Source organism: Ereboglobus sp. PH5-5, from assembly GCF_029504805.1.
Classification (GTDB): domain Bacteria; phylum Verrucomicrobiota; class Verrucomicrobiia; order Opitutales; family Opitutaceae; genus Ereboglobus.
This window is the reverse complement of the sequence record NZ_JAQFIT010000007.1, coordinates 130,472-147,015: the sequence shown is the minus strand read 5'-3', so window position 1 is coordinate 147,015 and position 16,544 is coordinate 130,472. Positions and strand designations below refer to the sequence as shown.

Genomic DNA, 16,544 nt, shown 5'->3' with positions numbered 1-16,544 from the left:
GTCTCCGGAAGGCGTGAACCCAGGTGCGCACCCGGCATTCGCGCCTCCGGCTGATTGCGGTATAATGATCGGGGTTTTCCAGATGCCATTCCTTGCGCCCAGTTTTGCGCGTGTCGTGTTGACACGGAAGAGAGTGCTTGAAAAATCCAAGAAGTCGCGCACCGTGACGAATCTCGCACTCGGAGGAGTGGCTGAGTTGGTTTAAGGCACCTGACTTGAAATCAGACGTGGGCTCACGCTCACCGGGGGTTCGAATCCCTCCTCCTCCGCCATGCTTCATAGGGGAGTGCAGGCGTTCAAAGCTGGCAGCTTTACCCTTGTTTGGCGTTACTTTTGTGTTACCTCCACAGCATATTTCCAAAGGTTGATTCCACAAAAATAACCGATGATTTAGGGGGCGGAGCGCTCAAACCCATGTGAAGAAAAAACATGAAGCACGTTGCACAAAATAATGCAGGGGATTTCCAATGCCGCTTTTCGGCCCCGGAAGCAAACGCCCTGAACGTCCCCAGCGTGGTTACCGTGTGCATATGACCGGAAATCGTCAACGCAAAGTATGTGCCTCATGCGCCCCAGTATTCCAGTTTTTGGTAATGAATCGACCTCTCAATCGCTTGTGACATTCCATTCTCCACGGAGGCACGAAGGAACACGGAGTAAAAAGGATTGAGGCGGGCGCAACGGGCAAATATAACGTGAGTCATGAAATCCATTACCCTGATTGGTTTAATTACTTTGTTGACGGTTGGTTTTGTCGGGTGTGCATCCACCAATGTAAAAGAGTATGACGACGGCGGTCGCATTTACTTGGGCACCGGCGGCGCAAAGGAAACAAAGAATGGCGTGGATATTTGGAGCGAGGGGGCGCCACCGCGATATTACCGCGTGCTCGCCATGATCAATGACGAGCGGAATAATGCGGTGATTCCGATGGCTCGATTCAAGGGTGATGTTGTCAAGGCAGTGCGGAAACAGGGCGGCGACGCCGCAATCATCATTACTCAGGGAATATCACAGATGGGTTCGTATTCAGTGCCGGGCGTGAGCACGACAAACTACAATGCCACCGTGCAACAAACTTATGCCGGATCGGGTCAATATAATGTGCAAGGACGTGCCACCACTACTTCAACTCCGACCTACAATGTGGCGGTGAACCGAAAATACACGACGTTTGTGGTGATCAAATACGTGAGCGCGGAAGATGCAAAATGAAGCGCCCTGCCGGATGTGTTTTGATGGGGTAATCATAAAAATAAAACGAAGGCGAATTCCTCCGCCATGCGGTTACTGCTCCGCGGTGAAAATATAATTGCCGGATTCGATGGCGTAGACGGCCTTGTTATCGGAATCGGCACCGCGCAGGGTGCGGACGCCCTTGGCGTTTGCGACTGCAACACCGCCTTCGCGCACGGTTGCCGGATTTTTGGTCGGGATGTGGACCGTGGCGGTAGAGCCGGTGGGTATTGAAATTTCCAATACAAATTTTCCGCCTTCCTTTTTCCATGCGCACGCGACCGGGCCTCGAGGTGATTCGTAGGTGGCGCGCGCCCAGGTGATGTCTCCGACGACTTGCGGCTTGATGATGATTTTGCGGAAGCCGGGGCCTTCGGGATCGGGCTGCACGCCCACAAGGTCGCCGTAAAACCATTCCGTGACCTGCCCGAGCATGAAGTGGTTTTGCGAGGTTTGGCGGCGGGCGTTCCATGCCTCGGTCAGGCTGGTCGCGCCTTGGGCGAGTTGGTGGGCGTAGCCGGGTTTTTCGTCGCCTCGCGTGAGCATTTTGTGGATGAGGTCGGAGCGGCCGTTGTCGGCGAGGGCGCGGAGAAGGTAGCGATAACCGACATCGCCCGAGGTGACGCCGTAGTCGTCGGCTTGAAGGCGCGCGACGAGTGTGTCGAACACGACTTTGCGGCGTTCGGGCGGGACAAGGCCGAGCGCGAGGGGCATGGCCTGCGCGGTTTGCGAGCCGGTGGCGTAAGTGGCGATGTTTGGGTCGTCGGTGAAGGGTTTTTGCGCGGGGTCGCCGTCGTTGTTGAGGAAGGCGCGGTTGAATGCGTCGGCGATTTTTGCGGCTTCCTTGTTCAGGCGGGAGGCGTCGTCGGCGCGGCCGATGACGGTGGCGATGCGCGCGAGCGTGTGTGTGATTTCGTAATAGATGGCGGTGGCGGTGAGGGGCACGGGGGTGAGTTGAGAGACGCCGGGGCGGCGCGGGCCGGAGTCAAACCAGTCGCCGAGGCCGTGCGAGAGGATGTGTTTTTTTGCGCGGGTGTTGAGATAATCGACGTAGTCATCCATCGCGTCGAAGTAGTCGCGCAGGGGTTTGTCGTCGTCGGTCCAGATGTAGTGCTGCCAGGCGGCGAGGACAAACGCGGCGCCCCACTCGGGGGAGTCTCGGAAGCCGCCGGCGAAGATGGTGTATTCGGGCGCGATGTCGGGGACGAGGCCGGAGGGGAGTTGCGAGTCGGCCATGTCGCGGAAGCATTTTGCGAAGAGGCGCGCGGCGTCCCATTCGTAGCGGAGCGCGGGGCCGTTGAGGTGGTATTGTTCGAGCCAGCCGAGTTTTTCGCGGTGCGGGCAGTCGGTGAGAACGTGCGCGAGGTTGCTGCGCTGCGCCCAGCGCACGAGCGTGCGGATGCGGTTGAAGAGTTCGTCCGAGCAGGCGAAATCCCCTGCGGGCGGCGTGTCGGAATGGGTGACGAGTGATTTGATTTTTTCGACGACGGGGCGGTTTTGGCTGCCGTCGGGCGGGATGCGCTCGACCTGAATGTAGCGCGTGCCGTGGTAATAGGTGTCGGGAGTCCACGATTCGCCGAAGGGATCGCCGCGCAGCGTGTATTGCCAGTAGGCTGCGCCGCCGCCGACCGACCTGCGGTCGAGGGCGCCGGTGCCGGGATCAACGAGCTCGGCGGGCGTGAGTCGCACGATGGAGCCGGCGGGGCCGCGCACGGTGAGCGAGGGCATCATCGAGGCGTTTTGCCCGAAGTCGATGATGCTGACGCCGTCGCGTATTTGTTTTTCGGATACAGGTGAGAATCCCTCGAAATGGTTGAAGTGCGGGGATGCGAGCGAGAGTCCGCGGAATTTGCCGGCGGGGCCGGGGGTGGTTGCGGCGGGCGTCCATGCGCTGTCGTCGAACCCGGAGTCGGTCCAGCCACGCGGTTCGAGGCGGGCGTCGTAGTCCTCGCCGCCGTAGAGGTTGGAGTAGGTGGCGGGGCCGGTCGAGACGCGCCAGGCGCCGTCGGTGCTGATTGTTTCGACGAGGCCGTCGTCGTATTCGAGGCGGATTTGTCCGTGGGCGACGAGGGGCCGGAAGGGGGTTGTGAATTTGTGATAGCGGTTTAGTGGGTCGGGCCGGATGTTGTAAAAACCGCCGTGGAGGATGAGCGCGAGGACGTTGGATCCCTCGTGGAGCCGCGAGGTGATGTCGTAGGTGTCGTAGAGGACGGTTTTGTTGTAGTTGGTCCAGCCCGGTGCGAGGAGGCCGGTGGTGATGCGCGTGCAGCCGACGGAAAACTCGTAATGGCCAAGGCCGGTGATGTGGGCGAGCGCGCGGACAAGGCCGGGGCGCACGTTGAATTTGCGGCGCAGGAGAAGGGTGGTGTTGGCGCGCGGGTTGTGCTCGGAGGTGTCGAGCCCGTCCGTGATCGCGCCGGGCCGCCAGTTCACGCTGTCGTCGCTGGTGTCGCTCGCGGTGACCGGGGCGTTGAGTGCGATGTTCTTTTTTTCGGGGCCGGAAAGGACTTCGATCTGGCTGAGGGCGAGAACGGGTTTGCCGTCGGCGGGCGCGCGGAGCTTGGTGGCGGTGACGCGGAGGTAGCGTGCGATGGCGGTGTGCGTTGCCGGGGGTGTGCGCTTGATGATGGCGCTTCGCGGATTGAGATCGTTTGCGGTGTCGTCGGAGATGGTGTGGATGCGGTGGGCTTTTTTGAAGGCGGGATCGTCCGACGCCTCGATTTTAAAACGAACGGGGAAACCGTGCCGGTCCGGAAAACCGTGCCTGACGGCGCGAAGGATGACGGTGTCGATGGGCTGCGGCGAGCCGAGGTCGAGTTGCACCCACTTGGGCGTGTTTGCGTGTTTTGCCTCGCGAGAACAGAAGCCGAACGCCTTGCGCTCCCATTTGAGGAGCGCGGGGTCGGTGATCCATTGCGCGCCGGGTTGCCAGCCGGGGCCGAGAGGAGTGTCGAGCACGCCCGTGGTGAAGGTGGCGACGGGACTCCACTTCGAGGCGCGCGAGCCGGGGGCGTTGCTCCAAACTCGAACTTTCCAGAAAACTTGCTGCGAGGTGGCGAGGGGGCGTCCGTTGTAGGGGATGTTGAGGGTTTCGGAAGATGTGACGCGTCCGCTATTCCAGAGGTCGCCGTAGTCGCGCGCGAGACGCTCGGCGTTCGTGGCCGCGAGGATTTCGTAGGCGATTTGGTTTTCGCCGCGCTCAGGCGAGGAGATGCGCCAGCTGAAGCGCGGCTTGTCGGAGTCGATGCCGAGCGGGCTTTCGAGATTTTCGCAACGCAGCGAATCGACCGCAAGCGTGGCGCGCGCGGCGGATGCGAAGGCGAACAAAGTGACAAGCATCGCAACCGCCGCGAAGGCGTGGCGCGACACGCATGTTTTGCAGATCATCGTTCCGATACGAAACATGAAACGATGTTTTATGCGCATGGAACGCAAGGTGAAGCGGAAACGCAGAAAACTGCGGAAAAATTACCAAATTTTTTTGAACGCATTTGATGAAAATTAAGACGTGATTTCGCGCGCTTGATTTGAGCGGGCTGGCTTGTAGTTGTTTTGAATGGTGCAACCAACCGACACGCCTCGCCGTCCCGAAATCCTCGCGCCCGCGGGGGATTGGGAATGCGTGCGCGCGGCGGTCGAGAATGGTGCCGACGCGGTCTATTTCGGGCTGGAACGCTTCAACGCCCGCATGCGCGCGAAAAATTTTACGCAGGCCGACTTGCCCGCGCTCATGGAGTTTCTGCACAAGCGCGGCGTGCGCGGTTACGTGACGTTCAACACGCTCGTGTTTCCCGGCGAGACCGACGAGGCGCGCGACTACGCGCGCACAATCATCGCCGCCGGGGCCGACGCCGCCATCGTGCAGGATGTGGGCGCGTGCAAACTCATCCGCGAAATCTCGCCCGATTTTCCGATCCACGCATCCACGCAAATGACGGTCACGAGCGCGGCGGGCGTTGCGCTTGCGCGCGAACTCGGCGCGTCGCTCGTGGTGCTCGCCCGCGAAAACACGCTCGCCGACATCGCGGCGATCCAGGCCGCGCAGCGCGCCTCCGGCCATGCGCCGCTTTCGCTCGAGGTGTTTGTGCACGGCGCGCTCTGCGTGGCCTACTCCGGCCAATGCCTGACCAGCGAGGCGCTCGGCGGGCGCTCCGCCAATCGCGGCGAATGCGCGCAGGCGTGCCGGCTGCCTTACGAGTTGATTTGCGACGACCGCAAGGTCGATCTCGGCGACCGGCGCTACCTGCTCAGCCCGCGTGATCTCGCGGGCATCGACGTGCTGCCGGAACTCGTGCGCCTCGGCGTCGCCTCGCTCAAAATCGAGGGCCGCCTGAAATCGCCCGAATACGTGGCGAGCATCACACGCGTTTATCGGGCGGCGCTCGATAAACTAATGAAGGATGAAAAATGTATAATGGAGAATGGCGGAGGCGATTCGCAGTCCGGGACTGCCTCGCATTCGAAATATGAACTGGAGATGACTTTTTCGCGCGGACTGGGGACGGGCTGGTTTCGCGGCATCGACAATCAAAATCTCGTCCACGCGCGTTTCGGCACCAAGCGAGGCGTGTTTTTGGGCGTGGTCGCGCGCGTGCAAAACGAAAGCGTCACGCTCCGCCTCGTCGCGCCGCTCAAACCGGGCGACGGCGTTGTGTTCGACGCGGGCACGCCCGAAATCCGCGAGGAGGGCGGCCGCGTTTACCAAGTCGATGCGCGTCCCGGCGGCGAAACGACGCTGCGCTTCGGTCATGGCGACATCAATTTCGGCCGCGTGCGCTCCGGCCAGCTTTTGTGGAAAACCAACGACCCCGCGCTCGACCGTGAATTGCGCGCCACCTACGACGGCGACAAGATCCGTCACACGCGCTCCGTTGACGCCGAGGTGCACGGCCGCGCCGGCGTGCCGCTCACGCTGATTCTTAACGACCGTGCCGGGCATGTCGTGCGCGAGGATTCCGCGGTCGCGCTCGCGCCCGCGCAAACCCAGCCGCTTACGGAGGCGCGTTTGCGCGATCAACTCGGACGCCTCGGCGGCACGCCCTACAATCTTGGCAAGCTCGCCTCGCGTCTCGCGGGCGACGTCATGCTGCCGATGAGCGAGCTCAATCGCCTGCGCCGCGCCGCCGCTGAAAAACTCACCGCCCTGCGCGCCGCGCCGAAACGCTGGACGAATTGCGCCGGATCGAGTGGCACGGGCGACTCGCCCGTGTTGAATAATGCGCCGAATTACGGGCGAGTCGCCCGTGCCACCCAACCCGACGCACCCGAAATCATTCCCGTCCTCCGCAATCTTTCCCAGCTTGAGGCGGCGCTCACGGTGCCGGACATCGCGACGGTTTATTGCGAGTTCGAAAATCCGAAACACTACCGCGAGGCGGTGGCGCGCGTCCGCGATTTGGGAAAACCGGATTTGGAAATATGGGTTGCGCCGCCGCGCATCACCAAACCCGGCGAGGAATGGATACTCGCGCAAACACGCTCGGCGAACGCCGACGGCTACATCGCGCGCAACGCCGACCACCTGCGCCACTTCGCGGACGACCGCAAGCGGGGCGATTTTTCGCTCAACGTCGCCAACCAAATCGCCGCCGAATATTTTCTCGCACACCACGGACTTGAGCGCGTCACGGCATCCTACGATCTGAACATCGCGCAACTCGAGGCGCTGTTGCTGGCGTCGAACAACGCTGCGCCCGCGCTCACGCCGGCATCCTACGACATCACGATTCACCAGCGCATGCCGATGTTTCACATGGAGCATTGTGTGTTTTGCGCGTTTCTCTCCGACGGCAAGGATTACCGCGACTGCGGACGTCCCTGCGAAAAACACCGTGCGCGCCTGCGCGACAGGACGGGCGCGGAGTTTCCGCTCAAGGCCGACGCCGGCTGCCGCAACACCGTTTTCAACAACCGCGCGCAAACCGGCGCCGAGTATGTCGCGCGGTTGCTCGCGCTTGGCGCGCGCCATTTTCGCGTGGAGTTTGTTGACGAGACGCCCGGCGAAGTCGTGCAAACGCTCGCGCGCTACCGTCAACTCCTGCGCGGTGAAATCGACGGCGCGGCACTCTGGCGCGAATTAAAACTGCTCAACCAGCTCGGCGTGACGCGCGGTCAGATGGAAGCCGCCCCGAGAATCCTCCGCCGCAAAAATTGACGGGAACGCGCTTGCACCCCGGGAGCGCGGGCATCCTGCCCGCCGGTTTGGATGCTTGGGCGGCGCGGTGTGCCGCGCCGTCTTGCGGGCAAGATGCCCGCGCTCCCAGGCGCAAGCGTGGTTTGAGCAAAGTTTTGAGATATGCCCCTTTTCCCGCAGTGGTTATTTCTTGTCTTCAAAAATGGCCGCGGTTGCGTGATACGTTTTCTGATATGTCCGCAAACAACACACAGGCTGCGAAACTTGTTTTGGATGCCCGCGCCGAACTCGGCGAGGGGGCGTTTGAATTTGCGGGGTAGAAGCTTTTAACCGCGAATGAACGCTAATGGACGCGAATAAAGGCAAGGGCAAGGTTTGTGAATTAGTTATGATTACTAGGTGTAGTTCTTTGTATAAATAATCCATCCCTCTTCATAATTTATGGTTATTATCAAATGATTATTTTCGCTTTTTTTCTCATATCGTGTGTCGTTGATTCGATGGCCAGACATCTTCATTTTTTCAACAAATAGAAGAAACTCTTCATGAGTTCCGCGTGATTGGAGTGTGTAGGTATAATCGTTATCGCCACAAAATGTTCGGGTCATTTCTTCTCAGACAAATGTATAGGGCATCGCTTCTTTTGGGGTCACTGGCTGGAAATAACTCCACACCAACGATAGGGAAGGCAGGAAGAGGACGCCCAAGAAAACCCATACCCAACGGTGGCGCAGAATTTTTTTCATAACTGGATGTATTCAGAACGGTTGCGTGCGCTGGCAGAATTGGAGGGCTAGGCCCCAGGGGTCGCGCATCATGAGGAGGGCGTTGCCGCCGGGGGTTTCCTCGACGACGAAGGTGGCTCCGGCTTTTTCCAGGCGGGCGCGGTCGGCTTTGGTGTCGGTTGAGACGAAGGCGACGTGGAGGACGAGCGGGGGCTGGTTGGCGTAATCGGGATAGGGCGTGGCGGGGTTGCTGTAGATTTCGATGAAGACGCGGCCGGTTTCGTCGGCAAGGAAATGCGTGTGCGGCGCGGCTTCGACGCGGCGGGCGACCGTGAGGCCGAGGTGCTCGACCCACCATGCGGCTTGGGCGCGGGCGTCGGGAGAGTTGAAGGCGAAGTGTTCGAATTTCATGGGCGGGTTGGTGCGGTTGGTGGTGGGTGGGTGTTGGCCGAGGGAAGCGACTTAAATCGACCGAAGTCGGCTTGAGTCGATTTAAGTCGATGGAAATAGAGGCTCGAAAAACTGCACGATTTTGGCGCGCACTTCCTCGCCGCCGTCGTCGAGGAGGTAGTGGCCGGTGTCGGGGAAGTGGTGCGTGGTGGCGTCGGGGTAAACTTTGCGCCAGCGGTTGTAGAAGTGATCGTTGAAACAGAAATCGGCGCCGCCCCAGACGATGAGTTTCGGGTTGGCGGCGAGGAGCGGGAGTTTGCGCTCGATGGCGGTCAGCGTGGCGTGGGTGGGGTGCGTGGGCGTCATGGGGATGTCGCGCACGAATTCGTGCACGGCGACGCGGTTGGCCCAGTTGTTGTGGGGGAAAAGATAGGCGCGTTTTTCGTCGGGGGTGAGTTTGCGGCGGTGCATGGTCATCCATGTCGCCGGCCATGCGAAGCCGTTGACGCCGCGGACGATCAGGGCGCCGATGCCGAGGGGCGCGCGGCAGAGGCCGATGCGCGCGGGCATGTGGATGTCGGGGAACGCCGCCGTATTCAGAATTGTGATACGTCCGATTTTTTCGGGATGGCGCGTGGCGAAGCCGAAGCCGATTGCGCCGCCCCAATCGTGAACGATGAGGTGAACGCGGCGGAGGTTGAGCGACGCGACGAGCGCCTCGATGTCGGCGATGCGTTGCGCGAGTGTGTGGGGGTAATCGCGGGCGGAGGGTTTTTCGGAGAGGCCCATGCCGATGTGGTCGGGGGCGATGCAGCGGAGCGAGGGCGAGAGGGCGCGGATGATGTCGCGATAAAAAAACGACCACGTGGGATTGCCGTGAAGCATGAGCACGGCCTCGTCGGTGCGCGGGCCTTCGTCGGCGTAGTTCATGCGCGCGCCGCGGGGCGTGACGAAGGTGTTTTGCGCAAAGGGATAGAGGGCGCGGAGCCAGTCGGGGAGGGGCGCGCAGTTCGTAGCGCGGACTGCCAAGTCTGCTTTTTCGGAGGCAGACTTGGCAGTCTGCGCTACGTTGGCGTTCGTTTCGTTCGGGGTGTTCATCACCATTCGACTCCGAGCATGAGGCAGTTGAGGCCGCTGCCGATTCCGAGGAGGGCGACGCGGTCGCCGGGTTTGACGGCGGAGTTTTCAGCGGCGAGGGCGAGCGTGACGGGGAGCGAGGCGGAGCCCATGTTGCCGAGTGTTTCGAAGGTGGAGAAATCCTTGGCGAGATCGAGTCCGACGGTTTCGTAGAGTTTGCGGCGGTGAACGGAGCCGACTTGGTGGCAGATGTAGCGGTCGATGCCGGCGGTGTCCCACGCGGTGGCGGCGGTGAAGTCGGCCCAGGTTTCGCGGGCGAGGGCGACGCCGGCGATGAGGAGTTGCTCGGAGTCGGTTTGCATGGCGAGGGCTTCGGCGCCGTGGGTGTCGCCCTGGCAGAGGTCGTTGTGTTGCGTGGCGGCGCGCCCGGCTCCGCCGATGAGGCGCGGGGCGCGGCTGCCGGCGGGGAGGAGCGAGCGGTGGCAGAGGATGGCGGCGACGGCTCCGGAGCCGATGGTGAGGTTGGCGAAGTAGGGTTTGATTTCGTTGCGGTTGAGCGGCGCGGTGGTGAGGTGCGCGAGGGTTTGCTCGATGAGGGGGCGTCCGTTTTCGCCGGAGACGATCATGCCGGCGCCGATCTGGCCGGATTCGATGAGGCCGGCGAGGATGACCATGCTGTTGAGGAAGCCGAGGCAGGCGTTGGAGACGTCGAAGATTTGCGCGCGGGCGGTGAGGCCGATTTTGCGGTGGGCGAAGGAGGCGGTGGCGGGTTCGAGCATGTCGCGGCAAACGGCGGCGTGCGTGAACATTTCGATTTGCTCGGCGCGGAGGGAGGATTTGGCGAGCACGGCGCGTCCGGCGGCGGCGCTGGCGTCGGATGCGCGCGTGTGCGCGGGCCAGTGGCGGCGTTCGCGAATGCCGGTCATGAGTTCGAGGCGGCCGAAGGGCAGGCGCAGTCGTTCGTAGAGCGGGCGGAGCTGTTCCTCGATCGCGGCGGATGTCCAGACTTCGTCAGGCAGCGCGATGGCGAGGGATTCGATGTGGACGTTTTCGAACTTCATGAGTGGGAGGCGGAGTGCGCGAGCGCTAGAAATTCCAAATTCCAGTGATCAAATTCCAATGGGCGAGGCTCCGCCTCGTCCGGCGGCTGAAAGCCGCCGCTCCTTGTCGCATGCGCGTGTCTCACACGAGTTTGTCCATTGGAATTTGGCATTTGGAATTTGATCATTGGAATTTGGAATTTCCACCGGCGTCAGCCGGTGGCTCGGGTCTCATTGCGAGGCGGATGATTTCGGCGTCGTAAAAGTTGCCGCCGAGGCCGGCGTCGATGGTGAGCGTGGTGGCGTTGATGCCGCTGGCGCGCGGGCTGAGCAGGAACACGGCGGAGTCGGCGACTTCCCGCGTGGAGAGGTTGCGTTTGCGGAGGGTGAGTTTTTCGGAGTAAAGGTAGCTTTCGATGTAACCGGGGATGCCGGCGGAGGCGCTGGTTTTGAGCGGGCCGGCGCCGACGATGTTGAAGCGCACTTCGCGCGTGGCGGGATCGGCGGAGAAGGATTTGGCGAGGAAGCGCGATGCCGATTCGAGCGCGGCCTTGATCGGGCCCATGTAGCCGTAGTTGTCGGGCGTGACGAGGAGCGATGAGATGCCGATGGTGACGACGGAGGCGTCGGACGCGAGGTGCTGCTTGAAGGCGCGGGCGATTTCGACGAGCGAGAAGGCGGAGATGGTCACGGCCTGGAGGAAGTCGGCGCGCTTGGTTTCGTCGAAGGGTTTCAGACCCTCGGAGTAATTGGCGAAGGCGATGGAGTGGACGATGCCGTGGATGGGCGCGTGTCCGGCGGCGGCGATTTCGGCGGCGAGGCGCGCGGGCGCGCCTTCGTGCTCGACGTCGCAGATGAAAACGGGTTTTCCGGCGAGGAGGGTTTCGAGGGATTTTTTGCGCGCCTCGGAGCGGACGCTGTAAATGACGCGCGCGCCTTGTTCCTCAAGCGTGCGCGCGATATGCCACGCGACGCTTTTGCGATTGGCGACGCCGAAGACGACGAATGTTTTTCCGGCGATTTGGAGGAAGTCGGTGCTCATGTTGTTTCAGTTTTTCCGATTTCAGCCCTTCAGCCCTTCAGGCCTTGTGTCTCTGCCGGCCCAGAGGGCACCCCGTCAGAGCCAGCCCTTCGGGCCGCCACCTCCGGTGGCGCCATCTTCGCGCTGTCGCGCTCGTCAGCCTTTTCCTTTTGGCCTTCGGGTGTTTTCCAGACGACGGAATACTCGACGTTCATGACGCGCGTGCCGTCGGGTTTTTTGATTGAGCCGGTCATCATGGTGAAGCCGCCGAGGGTTTCTTTTTTCCTCACGTCGATGACGATGGTGTCGCCGGGATAAACGGGGGTGCGGAAGCGCACGTCGTTTATTTTGGCGAGGAGCGGCACGCCTTCGCCGGGCTTGGCGCCCGCGGCTTGCGCCTGGCGGGCCATGTAGAGCGCGCCGGTTTGGAAGACGGCCTCGCAGAGCAGCACGCCGGGCGTGATGGGCGCGCCGGGATAGTGGCCGCGATAAAAATCCTCGTCGGCGCGCCATGTGCGGCGGGCGGTGAGTCCGTCGGCGGTTTCGGCGACGATTTCGTCCACAAACAAAAACGGCGGGCGGTGCGGTATGAGTTCTGTGACTGCTTGCGTTGACATTGGTAAAAGGGGAATGAGAAGGGGCGTTTGGATGCGAGGCAAGAATCCGTTCTTTCACAAATGCGCAAAGTTGCTTACAAACGCCGTTTTAATTTTGAAGACGCCGCGGAACATCCAGCTCATCGGGACCGAAGTCGCCATCGCGTGGGACGATGGCAGCGAGTCGTATTTTCAGGGTGAAAAGCTTCGCGCGGCGTCCCCGAGCGCCGAGACGCGCGGCGAAAAGGACATCCTCGGCAACCAATACGGCGGGGACGGCCCGAGGGAGTTTCCGGGCGTGACGGTCGTCGGCTGGGCGCGCGTGGGCAATTACGCGCTGCGTTTCGATTTCAGCGACGGACATAATTCCGGCATTTACAGCTACGAATACTTGCTTGAACTTGCCGGTCGATAAATCCAAAATCCGCGATCCAAAATCCAAAATTTCCACACACCATGAACTATCCAGCACGCACCAATAATCAGGAGATCGAGCTTGGCTCGACGTTTCAGCCGAAGTTCGGCGAGGACGGACTCATCCCTTGCATCACGCAGGACATCACCACGGGGCAGGTTCTCATGTTTGCCTTCATGAACGCCGAGTCGTTCGCGCACACGCTCAAGACGCGCAAGGCCACCTACTGGAGCCGCTCGCGCAAAAAACTTTGGGTGAAGGGCGAGGAGTCCGGCAATGTGCAATGGGTGAAGGAAATCTACACCGACTGCGACCAGGACGTCGTCCTCGTCAAGGTTGAGCAAACCGGCTCGGCCAACGCCTCCTGCCACAACGGCTACAAGAGCTGCTTCTACCGCAAGTTCGCCGACCTCGACACCGCCGCCGCCGGCACCGAATACAAGCTCGTAACAATCGCCGAACGCCTCTTCGACCCGGCGACGGTGTATAAGAAGAAGTAGAACGAATTTTCGATTTTGGATTCTCGATTTGACGGACTGTCGCTAACGCTCGAAACGATTGGGAGCTTCCGCTCCATTTCCGATTTCGAGCACACGCGGTAGCGCGCAATCGAAAATCGAGAATCGAAAATCCAAAATTCCGCCATGTCCGCCACCTGGGATATTCTCAAAGTCATTTCCGACCCGACGCGCGTGCGTCTGCTTGCGCTGCTGCAACACGAGGAACTCGCCGTCGCGGAAATGCAGGATATCCTCGGCATGGCGCAATCGCGCATCTCGTCGCAACTCGCGATTCTGCGGCAGGCGGGGCTTGTCGCGGATCGCCGCGAGGGGAAAAAGTCGTTTTATTCGTCGGTCGCGCAAGCCGATCCCGCGCAAAACGCGCTCGTCAAGGCCGCGTGCAGTGCCGCGGCGGACGATTCCGCGCTTGTCGAGGATCGAGAAAATCTTGACCGCGTGCTCGCGCGCCGTCGCCAGCAATCCGAGGCGTATTTTAACCTCATCGCGGGCAAGCTCGGCAAAAACCATTGTCCCGGACGTTCGTGGGAGGCCATCGGGCATCTCGCGCTCCGTCTCACGCCCGCGATCACGATTGCCGATCTCGGGGCGGGGGAGGGCTTGGTTTCGCAACTCCTCGCGCGCCGCGCCGAGCGCGTTTGGTGCATCGACAATTCGCCGCGCATGGTCGAGGTCGGCACCGAGTTGGCCAAGCGCAACAACCTCGCCAACCTCGCCTACAAACTCGGCGACATCGAGGACGTGCCGCTGCCGGACGCGTCGGTCGATCTCGCGATACTCAGCCAGGCGCTCCACCACGCGCAGCATCCGCAAAAAGCGGTCGGCGAAGCGTGGCGCATCCTGCGCCCCGGCGGACGCCTCCTCGTGCTCGACCTGAAAGCGCACACGTTCGAAAAAGCGCGCGAACTTTACTCTGACGTTTGGCTCGGGTTTCAGGAAAACGTGTTGCACGGATTTTTGAAAAAAGCCGGTTTCCAGCAAGTCGAGGTTTCGGTCGTCGCGCGCGAGCCGATGGAGCCGTTTTTCGAAACGCTTCTGGCGAGCGGGACGAAGGTGTGAGGCGCGAGCGGGGCGCACCTTGCGTGCGCCCTCGTGCTCGCCCGCTTTGTGCAAGCGCGCGCGGATCGTTTTTCGGATGCGAGGGCGCACGTGAGGTGCGCCCCTACGGCGTGTTTTTTCTGCAAATCCAACTTGCACGACACGGCTCCACGGAAACAATTGTCCGTTCATTCAGTCTTAGCACATTTTCAAACACACCCATCTCCACATCACAGCTTATGATTACCGGTCCCGTTTGGTCCAAGAAACTCCGCGAAGAAATTGGCAAGGCAGTCATCGGTCAGGAGGCCACCATCGAGCGGCTGCTCGTCGCCCTGCTCGCCAATGGCCACGTGCTTCTCGAGGGCATGCCCGGCCTCGCGAAAACCCTCCTCGTCAAATCGCTCGGCACCGCGCTCGGCGTGCAGTTTGAGCGCATCCAGTTCACGCCCGACCTTCTGCCGAGCGACGTCGTGGGCACGATGGTTTTCCAGCCGAAAACCGGCGAGTTCGTGTCGCATCGCGGCCCGATTTTCGCGAACCTCGTGCTCGCCGACGAAATCAACCGCGCCCCCGCCAAGGTGCAAAGCGCGCTGCTTGAGGCCATGCAGGAGCGGCAGGTCACCATCGGCGGGCAAACGCATCCGCTCCCGAAGCCGTTTTTCGTGATGGCCACGCAAAACCCCGTCGAGCAGGAGGGCACTTATCCGCTTCCCGAGGCGCAAACCGACCGCTTCCTTTTCAAGCTCATCGTCGATTACCCGAGCAGCGACGAGGAATCGCAAATGATGCAGCGCTGGGGCCAGGTCACCAAGCAGCCCGAGCTGCTTCCCGTTTCCAGCGGCGAGGAGCTCCTCTCGTTGCGCACGGAAGTGGACAAGGTTCACGTCGCGCCCGCGATGCAGGGCTACATGCTCGCGCTCGTTCGCGCCACGCGCGCGCTTGCCGCCGATCCGTCCACGCAACTCGAGCCGAATGCCAGACGCCATCTTTCCTTCGGCGCCTCGCCCCGCGCCTCGCTTGCGCTCTACCAGGCTTCGCGCGCGCTCGCGTGGATGCGCGGGCAGGATTTTGTCAGCCCGTCGCTCGTGCAAGACATCGCAACCGACGTCCTTCGCCACCGCATGGGCCTGACCTACGAGGCCGAGGCTGAAAACATAACCACCGACAAAGTCGTCGCCATGGTGCTCGACAAAACTCCGGTGCCGAAACTGTGAAGAAATTTTCGATTTTCGATTCTCGATTTGACGGACTGTCGCTAACGCTCGAAACGATTGCGCGCTACCGCGCGAAAACGAAATCGAAAATGGAGCGGTAGCTCCCAATCGAAAATCGAAAATCGAAAATCGAGAATCGAAAATCGAAAATTCCGCCATGTCCGCTCCTCTTACGCCGCAAACACTCCTCCCGGGAATCTCCAACCCTCTCGCGCTCCTGCGCAAGCTGGAGTGGCGCGTGCGCAATGCCGTCGAATCCACGCTCGGCGGCATTTACCGCTCGGCGTTTCGCGGGCGCGGCATGGAGTTCGACCAGGTCGTGCGCTACGAATTCGGAGACGACATCCGAGACATCGACTGGAACGTCACCGCGCGTCTCGGCGAACCCTACCGGAAAAAATTTGTCGAGGAGCGCGAAGTCACGCTGATCGTCGTTTTTGAGGACACGCCCAGCCTGCAATTTGGCTCCGCGGGCATTTCCAAGCGCGAGGCGCTGCTCGAACTCGCCGGGCTCGTCATGCTCCTTGGCGCGGTCAACCGCGACCGCGTCGGCACCATCCACGCCACGCCGCGCGGCTACACGCTTCACGAGCCGGTGCGCGGACGCGGCCCCATCATGCACGCCGCCGCCGAGCTTTTCGGCCAGCCCGCGCCCGACATCACCGACGGCGCCACGACCGCCGCGATTCCGTGGCAGCTCCTCTCGCGCTCCGCGCCCAAGCACAGCATCATGATCTGGCTCGGCGATTTCGCCCCGCGCCCCGCGCCCGAGGGCTGGCCGATTTTCCAGCGCCGTTACCAGACGATGGGCTTTCGCATCGACGACCCGTGGGAGCGCGCGCTGCCCGCCGGCGAGGGCTTCGCCGCCTACGATCCGGTGAGCGGACGCCTCGTGAACATCGGCGGCACCTCCGCCGAGCGCGCCGCGCACGCCCGCTGGCGCGAGACGCGCGATGCCAACTGGCGCGCACTTTTCCCCGACCAGTTCAGCCGCCTCCAAGTCGGCACCGACGAAAACCGCCTGGATGCGCTCGTCCGCTTTTTCCACAGGAGAATGAGCGCGCGCTGACGCGCGCGCAAATTCCAAATTCCAGCAGCCAAATTCCAGTAAAATTCCAATGACCAAATTTCAAAAAAC

General features: G+C 61.6%; 13 protein-coding genes and 1 tRNA gene. 8 read left to right on the top strand and 6 right to left on the bottom strand.

The features are described 5' to 3' along the window. Window positions 1-181 precede the first annotated feature (181 nt). Both M2103_RS06205 and M2103_RS06200 read left to right on the top strand, forming a co-directional pair. A tRNA-Ser gene (locus tag M2103_RS06205) sits at window positions 182-272 on the top strand. A gap of 430 nt (window positions 273-702) precedes the next feature. Beyond that, on the top strand, window positions 703-1,215 hold the full coding sequence (locus M2103_RS06200; RefSeq protein ID WP_277509436.1) for a hypothetical protein: 513 nt from the start codon (window positions 703-705) through the stop codon (window positions 1,213-1,215). Window positions 1,216-1,287: 72 nt separating this feature from the next. Here M2103_RS06200 and M2103_RS06195 read toward each other — a convergent pair whose 3' ends face one another. Further along, window positions 1,288-4,641, bottom strand: a complete 3,354-nt coding sequence (locus M2103_RS06195; protein WP_277509435.1) for a family 78 glycoside hydrolase catalytic domain — start codon at window positions 4,639-4,641, stop codon at window positions 1,288-1,290. A gap of 151 nt (window positions 4,642-4,792) precedes the next feature. Here M2103_RS06195 and M2103_RS06190 point away from each other — a divergent pair, with 151 nt between their 5' ends. Continuing rightward, window positions 4,793-7,390: a U32 family peptidase gene (locus tag M2103_RS06190; RefSeq protein ID WP_277509434.1), complete on the top strand. Its 2,598-nt coding sequence runs from the start codon at window positions 4,793-4,795 to the stop codon at window positions 7,388-7,390. Window positions 7,391-8,127: 737 nt separating this feature from the next. Here the strand turns inward: M2103_RS06190 and M2103_RS06185 are convergent. The 5 genes from M2103_RS06185 to M2103_RS06165 form a co-directional block, all read right to left on the bottom strand. Next, window positions 8,128-8,505, bottom strand: a complete 378-nt coding sequence (locus tag M2103_RS06185; protein ID WP_277509433.1) for a VOC family protein — start codon at window positions 8,503-8,505, stop codon at window positions 8,128-8,130. 81 nt (window positions 8,506-8,586) lie between these two features. Further along, window positions 8,587-9,582 (bottom strand): alpha/beta fold hydrolase, encoded by a 996-nt coding sequence (locus tag M2103_RS06180; RefSeq protein ID WP_277509432.1) that lies wholly within the window; start codon window positions 9,580-9,582, stop codon window positions 8,587-8,589. Beyond that, window positions 9,582-10,622, bottom strand: coding sequence for a 3-oxoacyl-ACP synthase III (locus tag M2103_RS06175; protein WP_277509430.1), 1,041 nt, complete (start codon window positions 10,620-10,622; stop codon window positions 9,582-9,584). The genes M2103_RS06180 and M2103_RS06175 overlap by 1 nt, the downstream gene beginning before the upstream one ends. A gap of 163 nt (window positions 10,623-10,785) precedes the next feature. Next, a complete protein-coding gene (locus M2103_RS06170) occupies window positions 10,786-11,643 on the bottom strand; it encodes an SDR family oxidoreductase (RefSeq protein WP_277509429.1) in 858 nt (285 codons plus the stop codon). Window positions 11,644-11,672: 29 nt separating this feature from the next. Next, window positions 11,673-12,239, bottom strand: coding sequence for a 3-hydroxyacyl-ACP dehydratase FabZ family protein (locus tag M2103_RS06165; protein WP_277509428.1), 567 nt, complete (start codon window positions 12,237-12,239; stop codon window positions 11,673-11,675). A gap of 94 nt (window positions 12,240-12,333) precedes the next feature. On the opposite strand from M2103_RS06165, the gene M2103_RS06160 reads away from it, so the two are divergent. From M2103_RS06160 to M2103_RS06140, 5 genes are all read left to right on the top strand, one after another. Continuing rightward, window positions 12,334-12,633 (top strand): DUF971 domain-containing protein, encoded by a 300-nt coding sequence (locus tag M2103_RS06160; RefSeq protein WP_277509426.1) that lies wholly within the window; start codon window positions 12,334-12,336, stop codon window positions 12,631-12,633. A gap of 41 nt (window positions 12,634-12,674) precedes the next feature. Beyond that, window positions 12,675-13,133 (top strand): phosphoribosyl-AMP cyclohydrolase, encoded by a 459-nt coding sequence (gene hisI / locus M2103_RS06155; RefSeq protein WP_277509425.1) that lies wholly within the window; start codon window positions 12,675-12,677, stop codon window positions 13,131-13,133. Window positions 13,134-13,277: 144 nt separating this feature from the next. Continuing rightward, window positions 13,278-14,210: a metalloregulator ArsR/SmtB family transcription factor gene (locus M2103_RS06150; protein ID WP_277509424.1), complete on the top strand. Its 933-nt coding sequence runs from the start codon at window positions 13,278-13,280 to the stop codon at window positions 14,208-14,210. A 218-nt stretch (window positions 14,211-14,428) separates the two neighbouring features. Continuing rightward, complete coding sequence (locus M2103_RS06145; protein ID WP_277509422.1) at window positions 14,429-15,406, top strand: MoxR family ATPase; 978 nt, start codon at window positions 14,429-14,431, stop codon at window positions 15,404-15,406. Between the two features lie 157 nt (window positions 15,407-15,563). Further along, window positions 15,564-16,475, top strand: a complete 912-nt coding sequence (locus M2103_RS06140) for a DUF58 domain-containing protein (RefSeq protein WP_277509420.1) — start codon at window positions 15,564-15,566, stop codon at window positions 16,473-16,475. The last annotated feature ends 69 nt before the right edge of the window (window positions 16,476-16,544 follow it).